This is a genomic window from Liberiplasma polymorphum (genome assembly GCF_043951795.1).
In the GTDB taxonomy this organism is placed as follows: domain Bacteria; phylum Bacillota_I; class Bacilli_A; order Izemoplasmatales; family Izemoplasmataceae; genus Liberiplasma; species Liberiplasma polymorphum.
Genome location: NZ_JBIOAG010000010.1, coordinates 1 through 25908, shown reverse-complemented (window position 1 = coordinate 25908; position 25908 = coordinate 1). Strand labels below are relative to the sequence as shown.

The window sequence follows — 25908 nt, the reverse complement described above, 5'->3', positions numbered from 1 at the left end:
TTTCTTAGTCTCGGTGAATGATATCCTCAATTGTTTTGTCAATTAATTTTTGAACAAAGGATTTAGTATTTGATACGATCGGTTCAACTAATGATAAAGCATCTTGAGTTTTAAATGTATCAGAATGATCATAACTTGAACGGGCTTGAACAAGCGATAATTCTAATTGCTTTATCGCATCAGATATGACTGCGTTAAGCGTAGCTTCTTGAGTACGTAATTGATCAAGAATGTGATTAAACTGTTGACGTTTTAAGCTGGCTTCTTGATCGACTTTTCTTGAGGCTTCTTCAATAAACTGATCAAGTCTTGGTAAACTAGATAAAACCAGTTCTTCAAGTTCTGTGTTTCGTTTATCAAGATTTAATTGAGATTCTTTTAATCGACCTTCTTTAGTACTTTTTAGTTTATCAATATGACTTTGAAGCACACGGCTTTGTGCTTCGTAATTCATTTCATGTTGACTGAAGGCTTCTTGTTTTAAATTTTCTAAATGTTCAATCTCATTTTGATGCATTTTTTGTTCGTAGTTTAGAATATTTTTTGCATCATCTAAACGAGAAAGCAGTTTTTGAACTTTTTGTTTGGTTTGGGCTTCAAGTTGTGTTTGTGATTGTTCAAATTCTTGATCAATCAACACTTTTGCTTCTTTATATTCATATTCAACTTGTTTTTCTTTATCTTTAAAACGTTCTAAGTAATGATTTTTTTGTTCCATGTGTGACTGAATATTTTCTCTTATTAAGGCGATTTCTTTTTCTATAGACTCTAAATCTTTTTGATTGGCTATTGATAATTGTTCTTTAAATTCTTTTACAGACTTTTCATAACTTTCTTTATAAGTTTGTGTTTTATTTTCATAGGGTTTAATTTCATTTTCATAACGTTTTACTTCTTGCTCATAAGCTTTTTGATGATTTTCTTTCGCACGATTAATTAATGTTTCATCATTTTGATATAAAGCCGCAAACAATGCTTTTATTGAAGTGCTTATTTGCTTAGTTAAAGTATTTGCACGTTCTAGTAATAACTCGCAAAGGGGTTTAATAATCACGCGAATACTTTGTAAAGTTGCATTCTTTTCATTTTGAATAAGCGTTTTAGCGTTTTGGATACGCTCTAACGCAACTTGTTTTAATGCATCAGCATCTTTGTCAGCTTTTTGAATTATTTTTTCATAATCGCTATTTTCTTTTTGAATGAGTTGCTGACGTTTACGTTCTGATGCAATTTCAGTTGCATACTGTTTAAGTTTTATCTCATGTATGAAGGTTAAACTTTCTTTATATACTTCATACGATTGCTTAACATATTGCTCAAATGTTTTAATAAACGGTGTGCCAACGATTGGTAGCAGGAGTTTAAAGGATGATTCAGGATTAGATATGGCTTTATCAACATCTAGTAAAGGGCCTTGAACGTAGTTTAAACTATCTTTTAATAATGTAACTCTATGTAAAACTAATTGCTTAATTTCTTTAATGTGTTTTAAGGGTTGTTCGGTTTCTTTTTCTAGTGCTCGGTTGATAAATGCAATTTTTTCTTGATGATTTTTTTTAGCGATTTTAAGAAGGGATTCGGTTTCCTTAATTTGTTCATCTTGTTTTTCTTTAAAACGCTCAATTTCTTGATTTGTATTTAGTTTAAAGCGTTCTTCTAATTTGCGTTTCTTTTCGAGCATTAAGTTAAGGGATAATTTTAATTGCTCGATTTCATAGGTGTGTTGTACGGTAGCTTCTTCAGTTTCGCGTTCTAAATCAATCAAGCTTAGTTGATAATCTTTAGACATTGTTAGTAATTTAATATTTTTTTCTATTTGAAGTTTTTCTTTTTCAAGTTCTTGTCGTGCTTTTGTAAGTTCTATATCACGATTAAAGTGATTTTCTCTTAACGCGAAAACAGCGTCTGAATAGGCGCTTTTTTCTTCGATATCTATTTTATTTAAGTTATATTGGTGTTGACTTAATAAATCTTGATAATTTTGCTCTTCTTTAGCGTAAGTCATATCATTTAAATACGTTTGTTCTTCTAATCTAAGCTCGTGATCAATGATTTTTTTAGTGAGTTCGAAAGTCAGGTTGGCATCTTGAATTTCTAGTTTAATTGAAGCATCTTCTTGTTCAATTTTTATTTTTTGTCTACTGATTTCGATTTCTTTTAAGGGTTCTACAGTATCTAAATAAATCGTTATGTCATCAAGTTCTTGAATTAAAGGTAGGGTATTTTTTGTAAAGTTGATATGGGCTTTAAGTCGTTCGATTTCAAAGGCTTTTATACCATCAAAGACTTCTTTAACTAATAATTTTACCGCAGCCATTTTATTAGCAAATAAAGTGGCTGTTTCTGTTTCAGAGAGTTGTTTGGTTGTTAGAGATATATAGTTTTCGATTGTAGAAAAAATATCCTTAATAGCATTGTGTTGCTCTTTTATTAAGGTTTCATAATCGTTAAAAATTTTGGTTAAACTCGTTTTTTCAAAATCTAGTGAAGACTCTAAATATTTAACTTCTTCATCTAAGAATCGCTCGATGGCGTTTAATTGTTCGATTAGGGTGTTTTTTCTTAATTCTGCAAGTTTTAAACGTGCCTTAATGTCTTTAATTTGTTTAGCATCGAGTGGATCTTGGTCTTTTTTAGGGGCTAGTGCCTTCTCAGTACGTGCAGACTCAAAAATGAAATCTTGTTCAATGGCAGTTAAAGTATCACTAGTATGCCCTTTAATTGTCGTTGAAAATTGTTGTAGATGTTTACCAAACGTAAAAAATGGTGCTTCAATTTGGCTACGTGTTTTAGATAAGAGTGAGTCGACATTTTTAAGCTGAACGTTTAACTCTTTTCTAAACTGATTCATTTTATGGAGAAAATCTTTTTCGTAATTATCTAAATTATTTGATCCTTTTACAAAGGCTTGAGATACTATCTTTTGATAAGCTTCTAAGTTGGTCTCAAATAATTTATGTTGTTCAAACCCTTCACTTTTTAAAGCTTCAAGAGAATCTTCTAAGGTTTTAATGGTTTGTTCGAATTTATTTTTAGTTTCTTCTTGATTTTTGGAGAGATTCTTTTTAAATAGTTGAAGCTTATCTTCATAAATAGAAGTATTAGACAAATATTTTCTTTCAATTTCTTTTAAAGTGAGCTCTTTTTCTTGCTTGAGTGTTTCAAGATCATTTTCTAACATGATGATTGATTTCTTGTGATCTAGTTTCAGTGCTTCTAATTGTTCTTTTAATGTTTTTTTAGAATGAGTTAAATTGTCTAAAGCCTGTTTTTTTTCAGATTCCTGAGTAATTTTTAACTCGTTTCTTTTACGGTCAAAAGAGGCTTCTAATGCACTTTTGTCTTTGACGAATTGACGTTCTTGAGATTCGTATTGTTTTTCTGCAAGGGTCGTGATTTCGTCATAGCGTTTATTCAATTTTTCGATATTTTGATATTCTTTATTTATGTCTTGATTTATCGATTTTTCGATTTCATAACGGGCTTTATCTTGTGGGGCTTTCGACTTGAATAAAGTTTTTAGCATCATATTCCTCCTTTTGTGTAATTTACGTTAGATTTATTTTACCATAGAATATTTATTTAGACAATCAAAGAAGACATGATAAATAAGGGTTTTCTGTTGTAAATGGTACACTTTCGTGTATAATTTTAACTGAGGTGTTAGTATGAGTGAACGATTAGTATCGAGTGAGCGATTAGGTGAAGATATTGAAACGCTTAGTTTAAGACCTAAAACGCTAAGTGAATACATTGGACAAGACCATGTTAAAGAGATGATGGACATTTTTATTCGTGCCGCAAAAAGTCGTAATGAATCTTTAGATCACGTCTTATTATACGGCCCACCAGGGCTTGGCAAAACCACACTAGCTAACATAGTTGCGAATGAAATTGGTGTTGCGATTAAAGTAACGAGTGGGCCGAGTATTGAAAAAAGTGGTGATTTAGCCGTATTACTTACGAGTTTAGAACCTGGTGACATTTTATTTATTGATGAAATTCATCGTTTACCTAGAGTTGTTGAAGAAGTGCTATATCCTGCAATGGAAGATTTTGCCATTGATTTAATTGTTGGTAAAGACGAAACAAGTCGTTCAATTCGTGTGGATTTACCACCGTTTACTTTAATTGGTGCTACAACGCGTTTTGGAGATTTAACAGCGCCTTTAAGAGATCGTTTTGGTGTTGTCCATAAATTAGAATATTATGACCAAGATGCACTTGAAAAAATATGTTCTCGTACCGCACGTATATATGAGGCTGATATTGCTGATGAAAGTATTATTGAAATCGCTAGAAGAAGCCGCGGAACACCACGTATTACAAACCGACTATTCAGACGTATTCGTGATTTCGCAGATGTATTAAATGATGGTATCATTAGTATAGATATTACCAAAATGGCTTTAGATAAACTAGGCATAGACCCATTAGGACTCGATCAAAAAGACTATGATTATTTACGTGGTTTAATTGAAAAATTTAATGGGGGCCCTGTTGGGGTTGAGAGTTTAGCCTCGTCGATTGCAGAAGAAGTCACAACCATCGAAGATGTTTATGAGCCTTTCTTATTGAAACTTGGGTTTATTAAACGTACTCCTAGAGGAAGAGTGGCTACAGATAAAGCGTACAAACATTTAAAAATACCGTATCAAGGTGGTTTGTTTTAATGAAGTTAAAAGATTTTAGTTATAAATTACCAGAAGAATTAGTTGCTCAAAGTCCATTAAAAAATAGAACCGATTCTCGTTTACTTGTAGTTGATAAAACTGAAGGGACTTTAATTGACACTGGATTTAAGCATTTAGAAGATTATTTAGTTAAAGGCGATGTATTGGTTTTAAATGATACAGCGGTTTTACCTGCAAGACTTATTGGTAAAAAAACAGATACTTCAGCGGTCATTGAGATATTGCTTTTAAAACAAGAAAGTGATGACAGCTGGGAATGTTTGGTCAAAAAGTCAAAAAAAATAAAAGTAGGAACAAAAATCACATTTGGAAACGATGATATTGTTGCTGAATGTGTTGAAGTCAAAGAAGAAGGATTAAGACGGTTTAAAATGCACTATGAAGGTGTGTTTTATGAAATATTAGACCGCTTAGGTGAAATGCCTTTACCGCCTTATATTCATGAAAGACTCGTTGAAAAAGAGCGTTACCAAACGGTTTATAGAAAACATAAAGGAAGTGCGGCTGCACCAACTGCAGGACTTCATTTCACAACCGATTATTTAACGCACCTACAAAATAAAGGGATTGAAATCGTTTATGTAACGTTACATGTAGGGCTTGGAACCTTTAGACCGGTAACCGTAGAAGATGTAAAAACCCATAAAATGCATGAAGAATACTATACTGTAACCGAAGAGGCGGCTTTAAAAATTAATCAAGCAAAAAAAACTAACCGCCGCGTGATTGCAGTGGGGACGACTTCACTTAGAACCCTTGAAACTGTGGCAACACAAAAAGGGGTTATTCAGGCACAAAGCGGGTTTAGTGATTTGTTTATATATCCAGGCTTTGAGTTTAAAATTGTAGATAGTTTATTAACAAACTTTCATTTACCTGAATCAACGTTATTAATGCTTGTATCAGCTTTTTCAAGCAAAACCATTATCTTTAATGCCTATCAGTATGCCATTGAAAACAAGTATCGATTTTTTTCATTTGGTGATGCGATGTTTCTAACTAATTTAATAAAAAAAGTGTGAGTTTTAATTAAAATTCACACTTTTATTTTATAAAGATTCAAGTAATAAGTTTACACGTTTACCCTTAATCATGATATAGAAGGGAATAGCCCCAACAATACAGACGAGTAACACTAACATAGATAGACCACTGTATTCTAAAATCATCCCCGCTAGAATATACGATATTGGCATTAAACCAGCACTTAGTGTGCCCATAATCGATAATACACGACCTCTTACATAAGGTTCAACAGATCTTACAATCCCTGTGCTAAATGGAATGTTTAACCACATATTGCCTACAGCGCTTAAAAAGAAAACAGGTAAAAATATACTCATAAACATAGGATAACTCATCCAACTAGATGATACTAAATGCAATAGTAAACTAACCGTTAATAAACCGATACCAGTAATCATCATACCGTGTTTAATGGAAGTTTTAATCGCGACCTTATTGCCTAATGAACCAACCAGTACCCCACCGAGGATCATCCCTGTTGAAAATATTATATGGACAACCGATAAATGCATGGGGGTTTTATTGAGTTCTAAGTTGAATAAATAAGGCAGTGCATTAGCAAATATAGGCGCTGATGCAAAATTAATAAATAGTGCCGCAAACATAAACTGAAGAAGTCCTGTTTTGTTTTTCATATAAGCAAGACCTTCTAAAAAGTCTGTTTTTACTGAGTTTGCGTTTATTTGACCCGTAGGTTTTTTATAATGCGTACGAATAAACATTTCACTAAAAGCACTAATTATGAAACTTATTCCGTTAATAATAAATATCCATTCAATGCCAAGTAATGTATAAAATAATCCAGCAAGCAATACACCAATAATGGTTTGAACACTGCCAATTAAACTAAAGAAAGCATTCGCTTGATTGAGCTCGCTATCTTCTACAACCTCAGGCATTAAAGCACTTGCTGCTGGAAAGAAAAGCGCATTGTTTAGTGCTAGAATGATGGTGATAATGTAAAGTAATAATAACAGATAAGTTTCTTGATTAAACATAAAAATGAATAAGCCACCGCATATAACTGTGATCCCTCGAATATAATCTGTGATGTAGAGGGTTCGCACCTTATTTAAACGGTCTGCTAACACGCCACCTAAAGGGGAAACAATGAGTTCAATAATAGCCCCTAATGCGATATAAATTGCCATTTTTAAAGGAGATGCAGTAAGGGTTAAAATAAACCATCCTACTGCAAAATTGTAAAATGTACTCCCAATACGAGAAACGAAATTTCCCGTAAAAAGTAATGTAAAATTCCTGTTTTTTAGTAAATTAATCATTGTTATTCGATAACGATTTCAACTTTATCGCCGTCGCCACTTTCAATGTCAACGATTTTACCAAGGGTTCCACGTTCGATCATATCAAGTATCATATCAAAGTCGATATCAACATCCATCTCATTTAATTTATCAAACTTCATGAACCCGCCTTTTCTACCGCCACTTTTTAAAGCGACTTTAGCAAACTCAAGCGGAATTTGGACATTTACTTTATCTCCATCGGCACTTAATATACGCACTTTAAACATTTTAAACGCTTCTTTTTTAGCGATTTTGATATGACCTTTAGAATCGCTGTCAATTGCTTTTAAAAGTTCAGCCCCTTCAGATGGGGTAATGATCTTACTGCCAATCATTTCTAATATTTTAAGTTTTTCTTGACTCATAATATTCACCTACTTCAATAATTTTAGAGCTTCTTCAGAAGTAATCTTACCATCTGCAAGTTGCTGTAAAATCTCGTCTTTCTTTGGATTGTTTTCTTCATCATCAACCACGGTATAACCTAAACTAATGATGACTTCATCAAGCATTTTTTTAACCGTTGGATATGAGATGTTTAACTCTTTTTCTAATTGCTTAATACTCCCTTTATTTTTAATAAATAATTCAATAAAGTATAAGTGTTCTTTAGATAAATAGTTAAATTTAGATAGTTGGAACTGTCCACTAATTTCTGTGTGACAATTGGTGCATTCAAGTTTAGTAACAAACAAATCATGTTTACAAATAGGGCATTCGCCAATGACATGTCTTTGCATAATAGCATTCTCCTTTTTTATTTTATTATAATACGAATAACGGCATCGTTTGATTCGACTTTAATTCTAGTCCCTTTAGCATATTTTAGTAGTGCTTTGATTTCATCGAGTGAGATTTCATCTGTGAATTCATGTTTACCATGATGAGAACCAGCCTTCTTACCTGCAATATTTAATCCCCATCTTGCGATAAAAAGAGGTATGGGTAAAGCGAACAATATTTTTAAAAATGTGTTTAATTTTCTTGACTCATTCGGTAGATGGATACGCATTTTAATAAAACGCGCACGCTTAAGTAATTTAGTATTTATCTTAGGAACGAGTAGTTCGTGTGCTTGTGATGCGCTTAATTCGCCATTATAGACCTTTTCGCACACTTGGAGTTGATTCATGTTATCACCTCATATACGTTATCACTTTGATACCCTTATTTTAAATAGTGTCAATAAAAAAGTCAAGCAAAAAGTTAAATAAATTAATTTCAACATTAATAAAATTAATTTTTATGTAAAAAAGAATTAATTCTAACAGAGTTTATATTCTTTCATCTTTGTTTAGAAAACGTTTTATGTATATAGTAATTTTACCTGTTTTAATATATAATAGTTAAGAAATCAATTGGTAAAGTGCAGGGAGATAGGTGACAATATGAGTTTACGCATAGGGATAGATGTAGGGAGTACAACGATAAAGGTTGTTGTAATAGATCAAAATGATAAAATGATTTTTAAATTATATAAACGTCACTTAAGTAGTGTGTCTAAGTCTTTAAACACACTTTTAGATACGTTAAAAGATGAAATTGGTAATCAAAAAGCACATTTTAACTTCACAGGTAGTGCAGGACTAAGATTAGCTAAGTATATTGGCGTACAGTTCACGCAAGAAGTGATTAGTGCAACCACCGCATTAAAACATCATATTGAGGATATTGATGTGTGTATTGAACTTGGTGGAGAGGATGCTAAGATCATCTTTTTTGATGGACTAAACATTGAACAACGTATGAACGGTACGTGTGCGGGTGGTACTGGAGCCTTTATTGATCAAATGGCTTCACTACTTGATACGGATGCAGCGGGCATTAATGCTTATGCAAAAGATTATGAAAAACTTTATGATATTGCCTCCCGTTGTGGGGTATTTGCTAAAACCGATATTCAACCCTTACTTAATCAAGGAGCAAGAAAAGAAGATATATCTGCATCCATTTATCAAGCCATTGTCAATCAGACGATTGCTGGGTTATCACAAGGGAGAAAAATCAAAGGAAAAGTCGCTTTTTTAGGTGGACCCCTTACTTTTTCAAGTGAACTTAGAAAACGATTTATTGAGTTTTTAGATTTAAAAGATGTCTTTATTCCAAAAGATGGAGAAGTCTTTGTTGCATACGGTGCAGCCTTAGAAGCAAAAGGCGAGTTACTTACTATAGAAGAAGTACGTAGTGCGGTGCTTGATTACCGTAAACAGTTTAAAGAAAATTTGCGTAAAACAATGAAACCTTTATTTGAAAACGAACAAGATTATAAACTGTTTAAAGCGCGTCATGATAAAGCGCGTATTGATTCTATTGATCCTTTATCTTATCACGGAAATGCGTATTTAGGGATTGATGCAGGCAGTACAACAACAAAGTTAGTGCTCTTATCAGAAAACAATGAAATCTTGTATCACTATTATTCACACAATAAAGGGAATCCTGTTGCAATGGTAAAAAGTGCCCTCATTCACATGTATGACCAACTCCATGATGGCATTTTGATTCAACATGCCTATTCAACTGGTTATGGTGAGGCCCTCATTCAACATGCATTTCATTTAGATGGTGGTGAAGTAGAAACCATCTGTCATTATGAGGCTGCGAAATATTTTAATAAAGATGTTTCCTTTGTCATTGATATCGGCGGACAAGATATGAAATGCTTTAAAATAGAAAACAATGTTATAACCTCTATTGTGCTTAATGAAGCATGCAGTAGTGGTTGTGGTAGTTTTATTGAAACCTTTGCAGAATCACTTGGTCATGACGTCCAAACATTCGCTGATATGGCTGTTGCCGCAAAACAACCTGTAGATTTAGGCTCAAGATGTACGGTATTTATGAACTCAAGTGTTAAACAAGCCCAATCTGAGGCTGCAAGTTCAAAAGACATTAGTGCAGGACTTGCTGTAAGTGTTGTAAAAAATGCTTTATATAAAGTTATCCGTGCACACGATGTTGAAGAAGAATATGGAAAAAATATTATCGTTCAAGGCGGTACTTTTAAAAACGATGCGGTGTTACGTGCTTTTGAACAAGAAACAAATATAGAAGTTACAAGACCAAATATCGCAGGATTAATGGGTGCGTTTGGCGCTGCATTAATTGCTAAAAATAACCATGTAGATAGCGGGACGACGCTTTTAGATAAAGCAGCACTTGAAACATTTACATTTGCAAGTAAACGTGCAACCTGTCATAAATGTTTAAATTTATGTGCCTTAACCATCAATATATTTAATGATGGTAAACGTTATATTAGCGGGAATCGTTGTGAAAAAGGTGCAGGAATTAGTGTAAGTTATGATGATGTACCTAACTTATATTTGTATAAGTATGACAGAATCTTGTCTTATCAATCTAATGGACAAACCAATTATCAAAAAACCGTTGGGATTCCACTTGTTTTAAATATGTATGAAAACATGCCTTTTTGGCAACCATTTTTTGAGGCTTTAAATATTAAAGTCGTCTTAAGTGAGCGTTCAAATAAAGCGTTATATGAAAAAGGGCAAGACACCATTCCAAGTGATACCATCTGTTATCCTGCAAAACTTGTCCATGGGCATATGGAATCATTATTTGAAAAAGAAGTAGATTTTATATTTTATCCAAATATCCCTTTTAACTTTTTAGAAAAAGATTATGCAGACAACCATTATAATTGTCCAATTGTTGCGCATTATCCAGAAGTGATTAATGCAAATATGGATCATTTAGATATGTCTAAATTTTTACAACCTTATTTAACATTAAACCATGAGCAAAAATTCGTTGATACCATATACAAATTATTATCTCCGCACATAAACACTAATAAAAAAATCTTGAAAAAAGCTTTTAATAAAGGCATGATAAGTTATTTTGATTTTAGAACTGACGTTCAAAAAGAAGGAGAACGTGCGATTAGATTTGCACGTAAACACGCACTCAATATGATTGTTTTAGCAGGAAGACCATATCACATAGACCCTGAAATTAATCACGGGATTCCAAAAATGATCCGCAGCTTAAATGTTGTTGTCTTAAGTGAAGACGCTCTCAATCATCTTGCAGTAAAAAAAGATGTAAAAGTACTAAACCAATGGACATATCACACAAGACTTTATGATACCGCGCGTTATGTGGCTATGCAAGAAGATATGAACTTAGTTCAACTTGTGTCTTTTGGATGTGGTCTTGATGCAATCACCACAGATGAGGTAAAGCAAATTTTAGAAGATAATCATAAACTATATACCCAAATAAAAATTGATGAGATATCGAATTTAGGGGCTGTAAACATACGTTTAAGAAGCCTTCTTTCAACGATGAGGAGGGGTTGATTATGACACAATTAGTTTATCAGGATGACCGATTACTCTTCACAGAAGAAATGCGTAAAGAATATACCATACTAGTTCCTCAAATGGCGCCTTATCACTTTGAACATTTCGTGAATGCATTTACAAGCGAAGGGTACAAGGCAGAGCTTTTAAGAACAGCTGATTATGATTTGATTCATGAGGGGATGAAGTATGCCCATAACGATATTTGTGTCCCAGCAATGTTAGTCGTTGGGCAATTTATTGATGCGTTAAAGAAAAAAGGATTAGATGCCCATAAAGTGGCTTTAATTATTACGCAAACTGGTGGCGGATGTCGTGCAAGTAATTATATAGCGATTTTAAGAAAAGCATTGATTAAAGCTGGATTTCCTTATGTTCCAGTGATTTCTTTAAATGCCAATGGATTTGAAAAAAATCCTGGATTTAAAATGACACCAAGATTGCTACATAAACTTCATGATGCCATGTTGTTTGGTGATTTAATGATGGCACTTGTCAATCAAATCCGTCCTTATGAAGTTAACAAAGGACAAACTAATCAGTTGATGCTAGAAATTAACGAAACATTAAAAGAATATTTTCAACATAGTTTAGTATTCTCATGGAAAATGCATAAGAAAGTATGTAAAAACATGATTAAACAATTTAGTCAAATTCCTACGGATAAAACTAAGAAAAAGCCTAAAGTGGGCATTGTAGGCGAAATTTATGTTAAATATTCACCACTTGGAAATAATCATTTAGAAGCAACATTAGAAAACGAAGGCTGTGAAGTCGTTACACCACCAATCTATGATTTCTTCATATACAGTTTTGATTCAAGAGCGCATGACATTAAGCGCTATGGTGGACCTAAAAAAGAACGTCTTGCGTTAAAAATCATTATTTGGTATATTGAATTACGCAGACAAAAACTAAGAAAACTCATGCATAAGGCTGGGTATTTTCCAGGGATTCCATATAAAGATTTAAGGAACTTGGTAGCTGGATTTATTGATGTTGGGACTCATACGGGTGAGGGCTGGCTATTAACCGCTGAAATGATTGATTTAATCGAACACGGGGCTCCAAATATTGTTTGTACACAGCCATTTGGTTGTTTGCCTAATCATATTGCAGGTAAAGGCATGATTAAAAAACTTAAAAAATATTATCCAGAAAGTAATATCGTCGCAATAGATTACGATACTAGTGCCTCGAAAATTAATCAACTGAACCGTATTAATTTAATGGTCTCTAATGCGTTTAGACAATTAGAAAAGAGTGAATAAACATGAAAATAACTTATGAACTAATTCATACGTGCAAACAAAGTGGGGCAAGATATGGCATATTGCATACACCTCACGGATCTTTTGAAACGCCAATATTTATGCCAGTTGGAACACAAGCTACCGTTAAAACACTAGATGTTAGTGAAGTAAACGAAGCCAGTGATGGCTTAATTTTAGGGAATACTTATCACTTATGGTTGCAACCAGGTGAAGCTATTGTTGAAGCGCATGGCGGAATTCGCGGGTTTATGAAATGGGATAAAGCCTTACTCACAGATAGTGGTGGTTATCAAGTATTTAGCTTAAGTGAAATGCGAAAAATCACAGAAGAAGGCGTCCATTTTAGACATCATAAAAGTGGCGAAAGATTATTTTTATCTCCTGAGAAAAGCATTCAAATTCAGGAAAAACTTGGTGCAGATATCATTATGAGTTTTGATGAATGTCCTCCGTTTGATGCGAGTCATGAATATATGAAAGCCTCAGTTGAGCGTACTTTACGCTGGGCACAAAGAGGAAAAGATACACATCAATTAAAAGATCAAAGTTTATTTGGTATTATCCAAGGGGGGCCTTACATTGATTTAAGGTTACACTCTTTAAAAGAAACACTAAAAATCGGTTTTGATGGCATTGCAATTGGCGGTTTAAGTGTCGGAGAAACCAAAGAAGAAATGTATAAAGTTTTAGACGCGATTAAAGATGACTTACCTGTTGATTTACCGCATTATTTAATGGGTGTTGGGACACCTGATGATTTAATTGAAGGTGTTATTAGAAAAATTGATATGTTTGATTGTGTCAACCCAACCCGTCTTGCAAGACATGGAAGTGCTTATACTCATGAAGGCAGAATAACCATTAAAGCAGCTAAGTTTGAAAAAGATTATGGGCCGCTTGATTCGGGATGTGATTGTAAAGTATGTACGACTTATACCCGCAGTTATCTTAGACATTTATTTAAAGCCGAAGAGATGTTAGGACAACGCTTAGTAAGTTATCACAACCTCTATTTTTTAAAGAGATTAATGAAAGAAATTCGTGAAGCAATTAAAGAAGACAGGTTAATTGATTACAAAAATGACTTTTTTAAACGTTTCTATACGAAATAAGTTATATAAACTAGTTTTAATATCGCATTAAATACGTTATAATAGGCTTAAAGATTTATTGGAGGTCATACTATGTTTGAACAAAATGATCATTTTAGTCAGAAACCCTCTATAAAAGTAATCGGTGTAGGTGGTGGCGGAGGAAACGCTGTCAACCGCATGATTGAAAATGAAGTTCAAGGGGTAGAGTTTGTGGCCGTGAATACGGATGCACAAGTCTTAAGACAATCAAAAGCAAATGTACGCTTACAAATTGGTAAGCTTTTAACACGTGGACTAGGGGCTGGGGCAGACCCAGAAGTTGGAAGACGCGCAGCCTTAGAATCAGAAGATGAATTACGTGAATTATTAAAGGATACAGATATGGTCTTTATCACTGCTGGTATGGGTGGTGGAACTGGGACTGGTGCAGCCCCTGTAATCGCAAAAGTTTCTAGAGAGATGGGTTGTTTAACAGTAGGTATTGTTACTAAACCGTTTAAATTTGAAGGTAGAAGACGTGTCGCAACGGCTTTAGAAGGCTTAGATGCTTTAAAGCCTTATGTTGATACACTAATCATCGTCCCTAATGACCGTTTACTCTATGTAACAGATCGAAATACTTCAATGCTTGAAGCATTTAGAGAAGCTGATAATGTTTTAAGACAAGGGGTTCAAGGAATTGCTGAAGTCATCACAGTACCAGGGCTTATTAATTTAGATTTTGCTGATGTTAAAACTGTTTTAAAAGATAAAGGAACCGCATTAATGGGTATTGGAATATCAGACGGTGAAAACCGTGCGGTTGAAGCGGCTAAAAAAGCGATTCATTCCCCATTACTTGATGCCCACATAGACGGAGCAACTGATGCGATTGTCAATGTCACTAGTGGACCGAATATTGCTTTATGGGAAATTACTGAAGCCATTGAAGCCATCCAAGCTGCTAGTTCAACTGAAATTAATGTCATCTACGGAACGACCATCAACCAAGATTTAGATAACGAAGTTATTGTGACAGTTATTGCAGCTGGATTTGATGAAAACCGTAAAATCGAATTAGAAACATTAGGAGCTAACGATTACGTTCGACCAACCGATGCACCTGATTTAGACGATGAAGATGATGACGATCTTAGCGCTGCAGAGAAAAAAGCTGCTAAAAAGAAAAAGAAAAAAGATAAAGGGAAACCTAAAGAAGTAGAAGTTGAAGATGAACCAAACAAAACAAACATTCCTTCTTGGTTAAAATCTCGCTTTAAATAAAGGGATAAAGAAAGTATGAACATTCATACTTTCTTATTTTATGATATAATTATTTTGGTGATAGATGTGAAAATGGTGTATAATTTAATTTATCTAGTCAGTGTATTAACCATCATAGTGGTGTTTATTGTTTTTAAAGATAGAAGCACCTCTTTAGAATGGCTTTTAAGCATCATTTTACTCATTATGACTGCGATTTTCACTTATATGAACAGGAGGCAACGACGTGAATAAAAAACTCATAGAAGCCATCCAGGCAAGTTATCCTAATGTTCACATTGTCATGGCAAGTAAATATTTAGAAACATTTGCTGATTTTAAACCGTTTTTAGATAATGATTTTTACCATTTTGGTGAAAATAGAGTAGAAGCGATTTTAGAAAAGCAATTATTTTTAAAAGATTATCCAATTAAATGGCATTTTATAGGCACCTTACAAACAAAAAAAGTTAAAAAAGTCATTAACGATATCGATACCCTTCATTCACTTGATCGGTATAAACTAGCAGAAGAAATCGAAAAAAGACGTGAAAAAGTGTTACCCTGTTATATTCAAGTAAATATTTCGGACGAAACATCTAAACACGGCCTAGATAGTCATGCAGTCGAAAGCTTTGTAGATTCTATCAAAGATTTTAAAAAAATTAAAGTTATCGGGCTAATGGGTATGGCTGCTGAGACATCTGATCATGCTTTAATAAAAAAACAGTTCACAAAGTTAAAAGATTTAAGAGATACACTTAATAATAAATATAAAGATATCAATGGATTATCCATAGGCATGTCTTCAGATTATCAAATTGCTTTAGAAGTTGGGGCGACCGTGTTAAGATTAGGTCGAATATTATTATCGGAGGGTTCGTAATGGGAAAAAAACTTAAACCGGCTTATGATCGTACAGAGTTTATTAAAATGACAGATGAGGTCGATGTATTTGACCTTGCTAACATGCTAATGTTAAGAAAACCAGTTATTGTTAACTTTGAAGATTATAATGTGATTGAAAGCAATCGCGTAATTATCTTTTTAAGTGGTGTTATATATGCCCTTGATGGAGAAGTTGAACTAATCCGTGAAAAAATCTTTGTGTTTGCGACTAAAGATGATATAAAAGATAAAACATTACGTAAATTTATTGCGAAATATAAGGAGTAAATTATGGCTATAGCACTGAGTATTTTATACTATATCTTGAGAATCTATTTTTATGTCCTCATTGCTTATGTTTTATTAAGTTGGATTCCAGAGATTAGACAAAGTAAATTTTATTTTTATCTCCATCAAATAGCAGATCCTTATTTAAGATTGTTTAGAGGAATAATCGTTATCGGATATATGGATTTTACCCCAATTGTTGGGTTTGTTATTTATGGATTCGGACTACAAGCATTTGGCATGTTTATTAATTCACTATAGAAAGGCTGGAGATTATGTTATTAGATTTTAAAATAAACCGAATTATATTTTTTATTGGGATGGTTATCCTATTTGGAATAACGTATTACTTAGTTACAGTACATGAAGCCTCTACAGGAATGATATTAGTTGTTGCGCTTATCTTTGTATTTGTGATGAACTTTACCATGAAGCGTGTTGCGAATAATATGTACCGCTATATGCATCAATTACTTTATGTTTATGCTGATGGTGAAGGCTATTTAGAACAAGTTGAATCACTATATAAAAGATCAGCAAGAGGGCGTAAACTCTTACAAGGGGCTAAATTACAAAACCTTGTAATGGCATATATTTTTGCAGGAGACTTAGTAAAGGCCAATGAACTAAACGATACCCTTCAAAACAAATTTGGAAATGCAATTCAACAGCAACCCCAAATGAGATTTTCACAAAAACTGATTGATGTCATGCTTGTGATGTTTGATTATGAGAAAGAAGCATTTAATGAAAAGTTTGAAGATTTAGGTAAAGAAGTTGATACCTTGCAAGCTGAAACACAAGAATACGTTAAAAATAATCCTTACTCAATCTACTATATGATTGATAAAACAAAATCATTTATAGAAACAGAAACGATTACTTTAGAAGAACTAGAAGAAGCTTTAAAAGATGAGAATGAGTTTTTAAAAACATCAGTTATCTATACTTTAAGCCGTTTAGATAAATTATCTTTTGATATTCCTGAAACTTTAAGTAGAAAAGATGGGAATACCTTGTTTTATAAAGATAATGAAAGAAAGTTTTAATACTTGAAAAAAAAGTAAAATTTGGTATAATTACAAAGAAATCGATGATACGGACACGTTTTAAATAACCCGATTATTAACAGAGACCAAGGAAGCTGAGAACTTGGAATAATCATTTTAAAATATCACCGTTGAGATGGTAATTGCAAAGATTATCCGTATGTCTGCGTTAAAGACTTTAAGCGCTAGGAAACTAGAACTAAGGTGGTACCGCGGATTTTAATTCGTCCTTTTTAAGGGCGATTTTTTTATTTTAAAAAAGGAGTGTGACTGTATGAAAGATTACAAAGACACATTATTAATGCCAAAAACAGATTTTCCTATGAGAGGAAATTTAGGTCAAAACGAACCCCATCGTATTGCATTTTGGAATCAGGAAAATATTTATGACGCACGTTTAAACAAAAATAAAGATAATAAAGCATTTGTATTACCCGATGGGCCACCTTATGCAAACGGCGATATTCATATCGGACATGCATTAAATAAAGTCTTAAAAGACATTATCGTACGTGATAAAAACATGCGCGGACTATATACTCGCTATGTACCAGGTTGGGATACACATGGTTTACCGATTGAATCAGCTTTAACTAATAAAGAAAAAGTCGATCGTAAAAAACTTTCACTCGTTGAATTTAGAGAAAAATGTGAAGATTATGCTTTACGTCAAGTAGATCGCCAACGTGAACAATTTAAACGTTTAGGTATTTTAGGTGAGTGGGATAATCCGTATATTACTTTGGATAAGAAATATGAATCTAGTCAGCTAAAAGTGTTTGCTACTATGGTTGAAAAAGATTTAATTTTCAAAGGATTAAAACCTGTTTTTTGGTCGCCATCATCTGAGACTGCTTTAGCTGAGGCTGAGATTGAATATCAAGATAAAAAATCACCATCAATTTATGTGAAATTTGATGCTGTAAATAAAGGAGATTTTAAGGAAGATTTTTCTTTCTTAATTTGGACAACAACCCCATGGACCATTCCTGCAAATTTAGCGGTTGCAGTCAATGAACAACTCAATTACGTCTTTGCAAGAGTAAACAATGAAATCTATGTTTTTGCTGAGGCTTTAAAACAAACTTTAATTGATACATTAAACTTTGAATCAGTTGAAATTATTCGTACAGTTAGTGGGATTGAACTTCTTGGGTTAACCTATAAACATCCCCTATATGATAGAGTTAGTTCAATCGTTAGTGGTCATCACGTTACGATTGAATCTGGAACTGGGTTAGTGCATACAGCACCAGGACATGGTGAAGATGACTTTATCATAGGACAAGCGAATAATTTAGAAGTATTATGTCCAGTTGACGCATCAGGTTTTATGACAAAAGAAGCCTTACAATATGAAGGCCTATTTATCGATGATTGTTCCAAAGCGGTTGTAAAAGATTTAGAAGAAAACAACCATTTACTAAAAATGAACTGGATTACCCATAGTTATCCACATGATTGGCGAACCAAACAACCTGTTATTTTCCGTGCAACTGATCAATGGTTTGCCTCAATTGAATCTTTAAAAGATTTAATGTTAAAAGCCGTGAAAGAAATTGACTGGATCCCATCATGGGGTGAGGTTCGCATGGAAAACATGATTAAGGATCGTGGGTCTTGGTGTATTAGTCGTCAACGTGCTTGGGGCGTACCGATTCCTGTTTTTTATCATGAAGATAACACCCCAATTTTAGATGCGAAAATCATTAATCATGTTGCGGATTTATTTGAAGAACATGGCTCAAATATCTGGTTTACATGGGAAGCTAAAGATTTACTCCCTAAAGGCTTTGAAAATAAAACTTTAAGCCCAAATGATAATTTTAGAAAAGAAACAGATATTTTAGATGTATGGTTTGATTCTGGAACTAGTCACCACGGCGGAATGAAAGATTTTGGATTACCTTATCCAGCGGATTTATACTTAGAAGGTTCAGATCAATACCGTGGCTGGTTTAATTCAAGTTTATCTACAGGATTAGCCGCAACAGGTAAAAGTCCATACAAAGGATGTTTAACACATGGCTTTGTATTAGATGGTAATGGCCGTAAAATGAGTAAGTCTTTAGGGAATGTCGTTGATCCTATTAAGGTAATGAATCAACTAGGTGCTGATATATTACGTTTATGGGTGGCTAGTGTTGATTATCAAAGTGATGTCCGTATTAGTGATGAAATGATGAAACAAGTCAGTGAACATTACCGAAAAATACGCAACACATTTAAATTCATGCTAGGGGCTATCGATGGCTTTAATAAAGAAGACCATACCATTGCTTATCATGATATGCCAGCAACCGATCGCTACATGATGTTAAAATTAGACGAACTTATCGAAAAAACAAGTAAAGCGTATGAGCGCTATCAGTTTGATGATGTTACGCGTTTAGTAACGAACTTTGTTAGTAGAGAACTTAGTGCCTTTTATCTAGATTATACGAAAGATATTTTATACATCGAAAAAGCCCAAGATGTTAAACGACTAAGTGCTCAAACGGTAATCTATGATACACTTTATGCGCTGCTTCGCATGCTTACACCAATTATTCCACATACCACTGAAGAAGCGTATCAGTTCTTACCAAATAAAAAAGAAGTAAGTGTTTACTTAGAAAACATGCCTATTTCAAGATTTGAAAAAGACATAGACTTGTTAAAGCAATATGATCAATTTATGCAACTTCGTGATTATGTGTTAAAAGCATTAGAAGAAGCACGAAATGCCAAAGTGATTGGTAAAAGTTTACAAGCACATGTCGTACTTTATCCAAAAAAAGAAACCAAAGCGTTCCTTGAATCGTTTAATGCACTTAATAAACTATTTATCGTTAGTGATGTATCAATCAAAGAAGGGTCTGGCGCATATGAATTTAAAGACTTATCGATTGATATTTTAAAAGCAGACGGTGAGACGTGTGCACGCTGTTGGCATGTAACTGAAATTAACGAAGAAGAACTTTGCGAAAGATGTAATAACATTGTAAATGGCTAATGATTCATCCCATGATGAATCATTGCAATTTACTTTAAAATCAAGTAAAATAATACGTGATTATAAATAGAAAAATGCTTAAACATGAAGCGGTGGGTGAAATGAATGGTTGTCGAATACTCAATAAAAAACACCGTGATGTATTTAGCTGGATGTACAGCAATTGCGCTTGGGGTTGCACTTGTAATACGTAGTGAGTTTGGGACAAGCCCCTATGATACCTTGCATGTTGCTTTGCATTTAACAACAGGTATTACCGTTGGTACAGCAACGATATTAGTAGCATTATTTACAACTTTACTTGTAATGATACTTCAAAAACGTATGAAGTATATTTTCATGGCCATACCAATTTTAATTGTTGGCGGACTCATTGACTTTTTTAATCTAATTTTATTAAAAGATTTCTTTCCAGATGCCTTATCGATTAGAGCAATCTTATTTCTTAGTTCAGTATTATTGCTTCCTTTAGGTGGGGCACTGTTAATACTTTCGACCTATCCCGCTGGTGTTTTTGATGAATTAATGCTAGCTTTAATGCGGGTATTTAAAACCACCAAAATGGTAAGACTTAGAATTATACTAGATTTTGTACCAGTCATTATCGCCTTAACACTCACATGGTCTATAAACAATAATATTGGAAGTTTACAACTGGGAACATTTATATTTATCGTAAGTGTTGGCCCATTATTAAAAAGATATTTAGTAATCATTAGGAGGCAAATTATGAAAATGAACAAATACATTGATCACACCTACTTAAAAGCCGTTGGAACAAAAGAAGACATTAATCAATTACTTGATGAAGCCATCACTTATGATTTTAAAAGTGTATGTGTTAATCCAACATGGGTTGCCTATGCAGCAGAAAGTTTAAAAAAATCTGATGTATTAGTCTGTACGGTTATAGGATTCCCGCTTGGGGCATCAACAACTAAAACAAAAGTATTTGAAACAGAAGATGCTTTAAAAAATGGTGCTGATGAAATTGACATGGTAATAAATGTTGGTTGGGTTAAAGAAGGACTTTATGATGATATTCGTGATGAGATTAAAACAATTAAAGATGTTTGTCAAAATCATGTCTTAAAAGTTATCTTAGAAATTTGTTATCTAACAGAGGATGAAATCCGCCTAGCAAGTCAAGCCGCAATGGATGCCGGTGCAGACTTTGTTAAAACAAGTACTGGTTTTGGTACTGGTGGCGCAACGTTAACAGCAGTTAAAATCATGGCTGAAATTGCTAAAGGAAAAGGTGTTAAAGCAAGTGGTGGGGTTAGAACCCGTGAAGACTTTGACATGATGGTTGAAGCCGGTGCTACTAGAATTGGAACAAGTAATGGTGTTTCGCTTATGAAAGGCGAAAACAGCGAAGAAAGTTATTAGGAGGATTTATTTATGAGTATACCAACCCCGCATATTGAAGCGAAAAAAGGCGAGATTGCCAAAACAGTTTTAATGCCAGGCGATCCACTTCGTGCAAAGTTTATTGCAGATACTTATTTAAAAAACGTAAAACAATTTAATACAGTGAGAAACATGTTTGGTTATACAGGGACTTATAACGGAAAAGAAATTAGTGTCATGGGTAGTGGAATGGGGATGCCAAGTATTGGGATTTATTCATTCGAACTCTATAAATTTTACGATGTAGAAAACATCATCCGTATTGGTTCATGTGGGGCATACACTGACCAAATAAAATTATATGATGTATTATTAGCAACTAGTGCTTATAGCGAATCTAGTTACGCACTTACACAAGCAGGTAATTATAATGAAGCCTATACTTACCCAAGTACAGTGCTTAATGATAAAATAGAAGCAAGCGCTAAAGACTTAAATATTCCAATCACTAAAGGGGTCATTCATTCAAGTGACGTATTTTATCGCGAAAATTTTGATGACTACAAAACAATATTTGAAAAACATCATGCGATTGCAGTAGAGATGGAATCATTTGCACTATTCCATAATGCAAAAGTAACCGGTAAACACGCAGCGTGTTTACTCACCGTTTCTGACTCTTTAGTTACCCATGAAGCAACGTCTTCTGAAGAACGTCAAAACGCATTTACACGTATGATGGAGATTGCTTTGACATTAGCATAATAAAAATAAAGTGCTTCGGCACTTTTTTTTGGAGGCATTATGAAACTACAAACATTTAAAGAAAACAATACTACTTATCAATATATTCACACAAATCAGTTTAAATCACGAATCTTAACGATTCGCTTTTTCACTGATTTAAATAGTGAAAATATAACCGCTAGAAACTTAATGCTTTCTATGTTAAGAGCTAAAAACCGTGTAACACCCACAAGAAAAGCTCAAAGTAAATATTTAGAATCTTTATATGATTCTTTATTATTAACTCAAGCACTTAAATTTGGCACAAAACACATCAATCAAATTACAATGGTTATGATTGATGATCGTTTTACCATTGAAAAAACACTATTTCATGAAGCATTAACCTATTTAAAACACGTCTTATATGAACCCTTATTCGATGAAAAAACACTAGAAGAAGAAAAACAGTTTTTAAAAGATTATTTTAAAGCTGAATTTGCGAATAAAACCCGTTTTGCAAGTAAACGTTATAATCAGTATTTAATGGAAGAACACCCTTATAATCAACACGCATTTGGTAAAGAAGAAGCGATTGATCTTGTAACCTTAGATATGATTAAAGATAGCTACAACCAAATGTTAAATGAAAACGAAGTGTTTATAAGCGTTGTTGGAAACTTTGATGAGCAAAAAATACATCATGAAATTTTAACAAGTTTACCGATTAAAAGTGTTGTAAAACCATTACCGATTTTATATCGTCATGACTTTATAAAAAAAGACCGTATTTTTGAAGCATACGATGTGACACAAAATAGAATATTTATTACGCTAAAAACAGGAATCTTTTACCGTGATGAAGATTATTTTACTATGCTAGTATTAAATGCTTTACTTGGTGAGGGTTCAGATTCATTACTATTTAAAACTGTAAGAGAACACCATAGTTTAGCCTATTATGTTTATTCTAGTTATTCACCCTTTAACGGCCTTATAACAATGGCCTCAGGTATGGATGAAAAGAACATTGAAAAAGGAAAAGCCATGATGCTATCTTGCTTAGCACTCATTCAAAACGGCTCATTTTCTGATGAAGACTTAACCCTAGCAAAAACTCATCTAATTACTGGGTTTAAGCAAAGTTATGATTCACAAGGTAGTTTATCACAAAAAGCATTACGCGCAGCACTTTTTAACTTACCATTTAACGAAGAAAGTGTATTATCTAACATTGCAAATGTGACAAAAGAAGCCCTCACAAGAGTAGCCAATCAATGCCATCAAATTTTTGAATATGAACTTGGAGGGATTAAACATGAAAACGAAACTCTATAAAGCGTTTAATGAATCGTTTACGCAGTTTAAGTTGTTTGACCGACTCAATGTGTTTATTATTTTAAAACCATCATTTCATAAAACCTATGTAACACTTTCTACACCAATCGGTTCAATAAATCGTGCGTATAAAGATGAACTTGGAAAAGTAATCCCCGTACCTGCAGGGATTGCCCATTTTCTAGAGCATAAAGTCTTTGAAGTTGATGGAGAAGATATTTCGCGATTATTCGCATTAGAAGAAGCGCAAATCAATGCTTACACAGAACATAATCGGACCACATATTTATTTAGTGCAACCGATAAAATTATTGAAAACACATCGAGACTTATTAATATGTTTTTTAACCCGAAATTTACAGCTTCGGGCATTGAAAAAGAAAAAAACATTATTAAAGAAGAACTCAATATGCATTTAGATGATCCTTATCATATTCAATATTATAAATTACTTCAAAATATGTTTTTAAATCATCCGATTAAAGATGATATTTTAGGGGACAATACCTCGATTGATGCCATTGATATTAAAGCGTTAAAAGCAATGCATAAAGCTTATTACCAACCAGAAGAATCCTTACTAATTATGATTGGAGATCTTGATGTAAATGCGTTAAAAAATCAGTTAGAAAAAGCGATTACCCTTCCAAAGAAAACATTATATAAACCCTCAGACATAACTGAAAAAGAACCCAAAACTGTGGTTAAAGATAAAGAGGTTTTAAAGTTAGATGTATTAATGCCTAGTGTGTTAATAGGGATTAAACGTATGCCTTCATACACCAACAAAACCAAATATTTTAAAGATAACTTGTCGTTTTCAATCTACATGGATTTAGTGTATGGAAGAAGCAGTGATTTTTACGAACTGTGGATGAATGAAAAATTAATTAATGATTCATATGGTCTTGATCTAAGCTTAGAATCATCTTATGGTTATGCTTTAATAGGAAGTGAAACCAGTGATCCAGAACGTCTTTATGAGAAAATTGTAAACTCATTGATTGAACATGATAAGATTTCTATTCATAAAGAAGATTTTGAACGTATTAAAAAACAAATGATAGGGAGCTTTGTGATGGGGCTAGATAGTTTAGAATATTTAGCACATGAAACCAGTCGTTTAGCACACGAAGATATGATTATTTATGATGTACTAGACATTGCAAAAGCCATTACTTACGAAGAAGTGATTGCTCATAAAAGCACCATGCATAAAGAATGTTTAACCGGCATTATAGTTTTACCAAAATAAAAATCAGGAATTTTCCTGATTTTTTAAGTTTCTTTAATTAATATTTCTAATATATCGCCCATCACTTCATCACGATTAATCTCATTTAATAACTCATGGCGGACATTAGGGTAAACTTTATAATTTAAATTCGTAAAACCGCTTTTAAAATATAAACCATATAATTTTTTAATGCCTTCTCCGTAATTACATAAAGCATCCTCTTCGCCACATATAATGTGAACTAAACGACCGTTTGCGGTCTTTTTTAGTTCATTATAAGCTTGAGCTTTAAGCATTAATTTGAAAATATCGCTTTGTGCACTAATTGTAAATGGGGCATTACTAAGTGTATCAGATTTTAACAGCTTTTGACGCGTTATATCACTTGTTACCCATTCATGGCGTTCATGAATTAATCCACGTTTTTTCATTGATTTGTAAGGTTTATCTTGCGTTTGACTTGTCATGAAAGGACTGATATAATCATACCCTTTAAATTTCATAATCCATTTAGAAGTTAGTAAAGCAAGTTTGATTTTTAAAGGTGAAAACACCGTTGAACCGATTAAAATATGCCCATCAAATAAGTCTTTTCTTGTCGTCATAAGTGCTCTTACAATAAATGTTCCCATCGAGTGAGCAATCACAAAGATTGGTAAACTTGGTTGGATGCCCGAGGCATACTCATGGACTAAAACTAACCCATCCGTAAGGAGTTTGTCTCCATTTTCTTTAGCAAAAACAACTCTATCAGCTAGTAGTTTACTCTTCCCATGACCAAATTGATCATAACTTACCACATAAAATCCGTTTTCTGTTAAATAGTTTGCAAACTCATCATACTTACGTGCATGTTCACCCGCACCATGAACCAATAAAACAATCCCTTTTGCTTCAACACTTGGTTCAAATGTGTATAGATGTAAAACATTTCCTAAACGATGTGTTAATACCGTCTCCTTCATAGTATCCCTCCCATTTATCTATTATATCATGAACAAAAAGTATCATTCAATCTCTTTTATTTATCCGTGTTATCAGCTATAGATAAGTTTATGATACAATGAATATT

The 25908-nt window shown here is 33.3% G+C and carries 22 protein-coding genes, 1 pseudogene and 1 other annotated feature; of the genes and pseudogenes, 17 read left to right on the top strand and 6 right to left on the bottom strand.

Annotated elements, in window-relative coordinates; all coding sequences use genetic code 11:
* Positions 1–4: 4 nt before the first annotated feature.
* A complete protein-coding gene (locus tag ACHAJD_RS03510) occupies positions 5–3526 on the bottom strand; it encodes a hypothetical protein (protein ID WP_435584480.1) in 3522 nt (1173 codons plus the stop codon).
* A gap of 142 nt (positions 3527–3668) precedes the next feature.
* On the opposite strand from ACHAJD_RS03510, the gene ruvB reads away from it, so the two are divergent.
* Complete coding sequence (gene ruvB, locus ACHAJD_RS03505) at positions 3669–4673, top strand: Holliday junction branch migration DNA helicase RuvB (protein ID WP_435584479.1); 1005 nt, start codon at positions 3669–3671, stop codon at positions 4671–4673.
* Positions 4673–5716 carry a tRNA preQ1(34) S-adenosylmethionine ribosyltransferase-isomerase QueA gene (gene queA, locus ACHAJD_RS03500; RefSeq protein ID WP_435584478.1) on the top strand — a complete coding sequence of 348 codons (1044 nt, stop codon included), beginning with the start codon at positions 4673–4675 and terminating at the stop codon, positions 5714–5716. Before ruvB ends, queA begins: the two co-directional genes overlap by 1 nt.
* A gap of 27 nt (positions 5717–5743) precedes the next feature.
* On the opposite strand, the gene ACHAJD_RS03495 is transcribed toward queA, so the two are convergent.
* Genes ACHAJD_RS03495 through ACHAJD_RS03480 form a run of 4 tightly spaced genes read right to left on the bottom strand, consistent with a single transcriptional unit; the run spans position 5744 to position 8159 of the window.
* Complete coding sequence (locus tag ACHAJD_RS03495) at positions 5744–7003, bottom strand: MFS transporter (RefSeq protein WP_435584477.1); 1260 nt, start codon at positions 7001–7003, stop codon at positions 5744–5746.
* Between the two features lie 2 nt (positions 7004–7005).
* A complete protein-coding gene (locus ACHAJD_RS03490; protein ID WP_435584476.1) occupies positions 7006–7392 on the bottom strand; it encodes an SHOCT-like domain-containing protein in 387 nt (128 codons plus the stop codon).
* A 9-nt stretch (positions 7393–7401) separates the two neighbouring features.
* The gene (locus ACHAJD_RS03485) at positions 7402–7767 is read right to left on the bottom strand and encodes a DUF2089 domain-containing protein (protein WP_435584475.1); all 366 of its coding nucleotides are present in this window, start codon (positions 7765–7767) and stop codon (positions 7402–7404) included.
* Positions 7768–7784: 17 nt separating this feature from the next.
* Positions 7785–8159: a hypothetical protein gene (locus ACHAJD_RS03480; RefSeq protein WP_435584474.1), complete on the bottom strand. Its 375-nt coding sequence runs from the start codon at positions 8157–8159 to the stop codon at positions 7785–7787.
* Between the two features lie 256 nt (positions 8160–8415).
* Here ACHAJD_RS03480 and ACHAJD_RS03475 point away from each other — a divergent pair, with 256 nt between their 5' ends.
* From ACHAJD_RS03475 to yfmH, 15 genes and pseudogenes are all read left to right on the top strand, one after another.
* Complete coding sequence (locus tag ACHAJD_RS03475) at positions 8416–11352, top strand: acyl-CoA dehydratase activase (protein WP_435584473.1); 2937 nt, start codon at positions 8416–8418, stop codon at positions 11350–11352.
* A gap of 2 nt (positions 11353–11354) precedes the next feature.
* Positions 11355–12626: a 2-hydroxyglutaryl-CoA dehydratase gene (locus tag ACHAJD_RS03470; protein WP_435584472.1), complete on the top strand. Its 1272-nt coding sequence runs from the start codon at positions 11355–11357 to the stop codon at positions 12624–12626.
* 2 nt (positions 12627–12628) lie between these two features.
* Positions 12629–13741, top strand: coding sequence for a tRNA guanosine(34) transglycosylase Tgt (tgt, locus tag ACHAJD_RS03465; RefSeq protein WP_435584471.1), 1113 nt, complete (start codon positions 12629–12631; stop codon positions 13739–13741).
* Positions 13742–13813: 72 nt separating this feature from the next.
* A complete protein-coding gene (ftsZ, locus tag ACHAJD_RS03460) occupies positions 13814–14986 on the top strand; it encodes a cell division protein FtsZ (protein WP_435584470.1) in 1173 nt (390 codons plus the stop codon).
* A 72-nt stretch (positions 14987–15058) separates the two neighbouring features.
* Positions 15059–15220, top strand: a complete 162-nt coding sequence (locus tag ACHAJD_RS03455) for a hypothetical protein (RefSeq protein WP_435584469.1) — start codon at positions 15059–15061, stop codon at positions 15218–15220.
* Positions 15213–15851, top strand: a complete 639-nt coding sequence (locus ACHAJD_RS03450; protein WP_435584468.1) for a YggS family pyridoxal phosphate-dependent enzyme — start codon at positions 15213–15215, stop codon at positions 15849–15851. The genes ACHAJD_RS03455 and ACHAJD_RS03450 overlap by 8 nt, the downstream gene beginning before the upstream one ends.
* Positions 15851–16141, top strand: coding sequence for a cell division protein SepF (gene sepF / locus ACHAJD_RS03445; RefSeq protein WP_435584467.1), 291 nt, complete (start codon positions 15851–15853; stop codon positions 16139–16141). Before ACHAJD_RS03450 ends, sepF begins: the two co-directional genes overlap by 1 nt.
* A 3-nt stretch (positions 16142–16144) precedes the next feature.
* Positions 16145–16402: a YggT family protein gene (locus tag ACHAJD_RS03440; RefSeq protein WP_435584466.1), complete on the top strand. Its 258-nt coding sequence runs from the start codon at positions 16145–16147 to the stop codon at positions 16400–16402.
* 14 nt (positions 16403–16416) lie between these two features.
* The gene (locus tag ACHAJD_RS03435) at positions 16417–17190 is read left to right on the top strand and encodes a hypothetical protein (protein WP_435584465.1); all 774 of its coding nucleotides are present in this window, start codon (positions 16417–16419) and stop codon (positions 17188–17190) included.
* Positions 17191–17225: 35 nt separating this feature from the next.
* Positions 17226–17425: a binding site (T-box leader), on the top strand.
* A 39-nt stretch (positions 17426–17464) separates the two neighbouring features.
* Entirely contained in the window at positions 17465–20185 is a 2721-nt protein-coding gene (ileS, locus tag ACHAJD_RS03430) for an isoleucine--tRNA ligase (RefSeq protein WP_435584464.1), read from the top strand.
* A gap of 105 nt (positions 20186–20290) precedes the next feature.
* Positions 20291–20875 (top strand): annotated as a pseudogene (locus tag ACHAJD_RS09840) (DUF6198 family protein); the annotation flags it as partial.
* A gap of 39 nt (positions 20876–20914) precedes the next feature.
* Positions 20915–21574, top strand: a complete 660-nt coding sequence (deoC, locus tag ACHAJD_RS03425) for a deoxyribose-phosphate aldolase (protein ID WP_435584513.1) — start codon at positions 20915–20917, stop codon at positions 21572–21574.
* Between the two features lie 18 nt (positions 21575–21592).
* The gene (gene deoD / locus ACHAJD_RS03420) at positions 21593–22300 is read left to right on the top strand and encodes a purine-nucleoside phosphorylase (protein WP_435584512.1); all 708 of its coding nucleotides are present in this window, start codon (positions 21593–21595) and stop codon (positions 22298–22300) included.
* A 39-nt stretch (positions 22301–22339) separates the two neighbouring features.
* Positions 22340–23599 (top strand): M16 family metallopeptidase, encoded by a 1260-nt coding sequence (locus ACHAJD_RS03415; protein ID WP_435584463.1) that lies wholly within the window; start codon positions 22340–22342, stop codon positions 23597–23599.
* Complete coding sequence (gene yfmH, locus ACHAJD_RS03410; RefSeq protein WP_435584462.1) at positions 23580–24854, top strand: EF-P 5-aminopentanol modification-associated protein YfmH; 1275 nt, start codon at positions 23580–23582, stop codon at positions 24852–24854. The genes ACHAJD_RS03415 and yfmH overlap by 20 nt, the downstream gene beginning before the upstream one ends.
* A 23-nt stretch (positions 24855–24877) precedes the next feature.
* Here the strand turns inward: yfmH and ACHAJD_RS03405 are convergent, their stop codons facing one another.
* Positions 24878–25801 (bottom strand): alpha/beta fold hydrolase, encoded by a 924-nt coding sequence (locus ACHAJD_RS03405; protein ID WP_435584461.1) that lies wholly within the window; start codon positions 25799–25801, stop codon positions 24878–24880.
* Positions 25802–25908: the final 107 nt, after the last annotated feature.

Excerpts from the sequence above, each read along its gene's own strand:
- ACHAJD_RS03455 (WP_435584469.1), top strand. The coding sequence starts at position 15,059 with ATGGTGTATAATTTAATTTATCTAGTCAGTGTATTAACCATCATAGTG.
- deoC (WP_435584513.1), top strand. The coding sequence starts at position 20,915 with ATGAAAATGAACAAATACATTGATCACACCTACTTAAAAGCCGTTGGA.
- sepF (WP_435584467.1), top strand. The coding sequence starts at position 15,851 with ATGGGAAAAAAACTTAAACCGGCTTATGATCGTACAGAGTTTATTAAA.
- ACHAJD_RS03440 (WP_435584466.1), top strand. The coding sequence starts at position 16,145 with ATGGCTATAGCACTGAGTATTTTATACTATATCTTGAGAATCTATTTT.
- ACHAJD_RS03490 (WP_435584476.1), bottom strand. The coding sequence starts at position 7,392 with ATGAGTCAAGAAAAACTTAAAATATTAGAAATGATTGGCAGTAAGATC.
- yfmH (WP_435584462.1), top strand. The coding sequence starts at position 23,580 with ATGAAAACGAAACTCTATAAAGCGTTTAATGAATCGTTTACGCAGTTT.
- ACHAJD_RS03495 (WP_435584477.1), bottom strand. The coding sequence starts at position 7,003 with ATGATTAATTTACTAAAAAACAGGAATTTTACATTACTTTTTACGGGA.
- queA (WP_435584478.1), top strand. The coding sequence starts at position 4,673 with ATGAAGTTAAAAGATTTTAGTTATAAATTACCAGAAGAATTAGTTGCT.
- ruvB (WP_435584479.1), top strand. The coding sequence starts at position 3,669 with ATGAGTGAACGATTAGTATCGAGTGAGCGATTAGGTGAAGATATTGAA.
- tgt (WP_435584471.1), top strand. The coding sequence starts at position 12,629 with ATGAAAATAACTTATGAACTAATTCATACGTGCAAACAAAGTGGGGCA.
- ACHAJD_RS03510 (WP_435584480.1), bottom strand. The coding sequence starts at position 3,526 with ATGCTAAAAACTTTATTCAAGTCGAAAGCCCCACAAGATAAAGCCCGT.
- ACHAJD_RS03485 (WP_435584475.1), bottom strand. The coding sequence starts at position 7,767 with ATGCAAAGACATGTCATTGGCGAATGCCCTATTTGTAAACATGATTTG.
- ACHAJD_RS03475 (WP_435584473.1), top strand. The coding sequence starts at position 8,416 with ATGAGTTTACGCATAGGGATAGATGTAGGGAGTACAACGATAAAGGTT.
- ACHAJD_RS03435 (WP_435584465.1), top strand. The coding sequence starts at position 16,417 with ATGTTATTAGATTTTAAAATAAACCGAATTATATTTTTTATTGGGATG.
- ftsZ (WP_435584470.1), top strand. The coding sequence starts at position 13,814 with ATGTTTGAACAAAATGATCATTTTAGTCAGAAACCCTCTATAAAAGTA.
- ACHAJD_RS03405 (WP_435584461.1), bottom strand. The coding sequence starts at position 25,801 with ATGAAGGAGACGGTATTAACACATCGTTTAGGAAATGTTTTACATCTA.
- ACHAJD_RS03470 (WP_435584472.1), top strand. The coding sequence starts at position 11,355 with ATGACACAATTAGTTTATCAGGATGACCGATTACTCTTCACAGAAGAA.
- ACHAJD_RS03480 (WP_435584474.1), bottom strand. The coding sequence starts at position 8,159 with ATGAATCAACTCCAAGTGTGCGAAAAGGTCTATAATGGCGAATTAAGC.
- ileS (WP_435584464.1), top strand. The coding sequence starts at position 17,465 with ATGAAAGATTACAAAGACACATTATTAATGCCAAAAACAGATTTTCCT.
- ACHAJD_RS03415 (WP_435584463.1), top strand. The coding sequence starts at position 22,340 with ATGAAACTACAAACATTTAAAGAAAACAATACTACTTATCAATATATT.